This window comes from Streptomyces sp. NPDC054847, from assembly GCF_053610925.1.
Map to the genome: position 1 here is coordinate 1 of NZ_JBSGZJ010000652.1, position 2,798 is coordinate 2,798.

At 71.3% G+C, this 2,798-nt stretch carries 3 protein-coding genes; 1 reads left to right on the forward strand and 2 read right to left on the reverse strand.

All coding sequences use genetic code 11. The features are described 5' to 3' along the window. Positions 1-459 (reverse strand): beta-ketoacyl synthase N-terminal-like domain-containing protein (locus ACWGH4_RS33760; RefSeq protein ID WP_453467574.1); only part of this gene is annotated, 459 nt, incomplete at its 3' end. Between the two features lie 47 nt (positions 460-506). Continuing rightward, positions 507-1,724 (reverse strand): aminotransferase class I/II-fold pyridoxal phosphate-dependent enzyme, encoded by a 1,218-nt coding sequence (locus tag ACWGH4_RS33765; protein WP_159682272.1) that lies wholly within the window; start codon positions 1,722-1,724, stop codon positions 507-509. A gap of 352 nt (positions 1,725-2,076) precedes the next feature. On the opposite strand from ACWGH4_RS33765, the gene ACWGH4_RS33770 reads away from it, so the two are divergent. Next, on the forward strand, positions 2,077-2,798 hold a 722-nt coding region (locus ACWGH4_RS33770), incomplete at its 3' end, for an AfsR/SARP family transcriptional regulator (protein WP_453467576.1).

Sequence of the window (2,798 nt, forward strand, 5' to 3'; positions counted from 1 at the left end):
GGCGAGGCGCATGGCGATCTGGGCGGCGGCCGCGTTGGGCATCGTCATCAGCGGCATCAGCGGGTTGACGCGGTGCGGGCCGTGTTCGGAGAAGTGGGCGGACTCCAGGTCGCTGGTGGCCCGTCCGCCGACCGCGTTGCCCACCACGACGGCGGTGCGGTGCGGGTCGGGGGCGGGGGCGCCCGCGTCGCGGTGGGCGGCGAGGGCGGCCGTCGTTCCGTACAGGGCGAACGGGTCCATCCGGCGGGCGTCCTTGGCGCCGACGAGGCCGACGTCGTCGAGTCCGCTGACGCGGCAGCCGATCCGTACCCGGTGGCGGTCGAGGTCGAGGTGGGTGAGGCGGGCGGCGGTGGAGCGGCCGGCGCGCAGCGCGGCCCACAGTGCGTCCGGGGTGCAGCCCGCCGGTGTGACCACGCCGATGCCGGTGATCACGACCGGGGGTGGGGTGGAGGTTGCCATGGTTGGTTTCCCGTTCCTGTCTGCCTTCGGTGTACGGGCCGGCCCTCTCAGGCCGGGAGGATGCCGCACTCGCGGGCGGAGGTGAGGAACGCCTGGGCCGCGAAGTCGATGTCGGCCTCGGTGTGGCGGGCGGTGACCGCGATCCTCAGGCGGGCGAGGTCGTTGGGGACGGCGGGGGTGACCACGGGCAGGCCGATGACGCCGTTCTTGCGGCAGGTGGTGGCCAGGTCGTAGGCGGCGTCGTCGGAGCCGGCGATGAGCGGCAGCACGGCCGTCTCGCTGTCCTGGGTGCGCAGCCCCTCGGCGTTGATGATCTTCCGCAGGCGGGCGGACTGGTGCTGGATGTGGGCGACGCGTTCGGGTTCGCGCTGCAGGATGCGCAGCGACTCCAGGGCGGCGGCGGCCTGGGCGGGCCCGAGGGCGGCGGAGAACAGGAAGGGGCGTGCGGCGTAGCGCAGGTGGCCGATGAGTTCGGCGGGGCCGGCGACCCAGCCGCCCATGGAGGGGATGGCCTTGGAGAGGGTGCCGAGTTTGACGTCGACCCTGGCCTGCCAGTCGAAGTGCTCCTCGATGCCGCGGCCGGTGGCGCCGATGACGCCGAGCGCGTGGGCCTCGTCGACCATGAGGAGGGCGTTGTGCTCGTCGCAGACCTTGCGCAGCTCGGGCAGCGGGGCGATGTCGCCGTCCATGGAGTAGACGCTGTCGACGATGACGAGCCGTACTCCGTCGGGGCTCGCGGCGCGCAGCCGGCGCTCGAGGTGGTCGACGTCGTTGTGGCGGAAGCGGGTGACGGTGGCGCCGGACAGGCGGCAGCCGTCGACGATGGAGGCGTGGTCGTACTTGTCGATGAAGACGGTGTCGCCGGGGCCGACGAGGCCGCCGACGGTGCCGGTGTTGGCGGCGTAGCCGGACCCGAAGACCATGGACGACTCGCGGTCCGCGAACCGGGCGACCTCTGCCTCGAGTTCCTCGTGCAGGGGGATGGATCCGGCCAGGGCGCGCACGCCGTGGTTGCCGGTGCCGTAGAGGTCGACGGCGGCCTTGGCGGCGGCGACGACACGTTCGTCGCCGGCCAGGCCGAGGTAGCTGTAGCCGGACATCATCAGCAGCCGGCGGCCGTCGAGGTCGGCGTAGGCGCTGTCGCGTTCGACGGTGTAGGCGACGAAGCTGTTGCGGCGGTCGGGTTCCCATTCGAGTGCCTGGACGCGGCGCTGTGTTGCCGCCAGCTTCGGCTCGAGGCGTTCCCATCCTCCAGATGCGTTCACGTGCGTCTCCTCATCCACTTCTCGGTTGCTCCAGGCGCGCCGTCCTTTCTATGCGCCGGGCCGCAAGGCGGGCGCAACACGGTTTTCGACGCCGCAATTCCCGTGGTGGCGTGGGAAGTCGACCTTCAGGTCGAATACCGGAGGCGCTGATTCCCAGTTATTCCCCCCGGTATGTTTTTGGCCACGGTTGAATGTGGCGACAATTGGCCGGTACGGTCGAATCCACGGGAAAGTGAGTACGAACAGAGATCTGGCTGCGAAGCCGGGGCGCGAATTCGCGGCCTCCCTTTCCTGAATCGCGCCCCCGCACGTGTGATGACCGCGTGCAGCCGAAGTCTTGGGGGACTCAGCGTTGCTGATCAGACTCGTAGGTCTTGTCACCATCGAACACGACGGGACGGCGCCCCAGCATCTGTCGAGCGCGCAGGCCCAAGTGGCCTTCGCTCGACTGATACTGGAGCGAACGTCGGGAACCAGCCGCGACCAGCTCGCGGACACCGTGTGGCCGGAAGGGCTGCCCGACACGTGGGCCTCCGCGCTGCGCAGTGTGGTGAGCCGGGTCCGCGCCTATGTCACGGGCCCGCAGCAGAAGCCGGGCGGAACGCCCCTGATCGCACAGAGCGGCCGATACATACTGCGACTGCCGGACGACGCGGCGGTCGACCTGGAAGCGGCGGAGGCCGCGATGACGGAAGCCAGGGCGGCCTTCGCGGACGGTGCCCACGCGGTGGCGCACCAGCTCGCGGCGGGCGCCGTGTCCAACCTGCGCGGCTCGTTCCTGCCGGCGCACGAAGGCGAGTGGGTCAACGCCGTTCGTGAGCGGGTCGACGAACTGCGCCTGATGTCACTGGAGCTGGCGAGCCTGTCCTCGTCGGCGCTGGGCGCGGAGCACCACGCGGTGCGCTACGCCGACGAGGCGGTACGGCGCGCGCCGTTCCGCGAGAGCGCGCACCGCTGCCGGATGACGGCGCACGCCGCCGCGGGCAACCGGGCGGACGCGCTGCGCGCCTACCAGCAGCTGCGGGAGGTCCTCGCGGACGAGCTGGGCATCGACCCGGCGGCCGAGACCCAGGC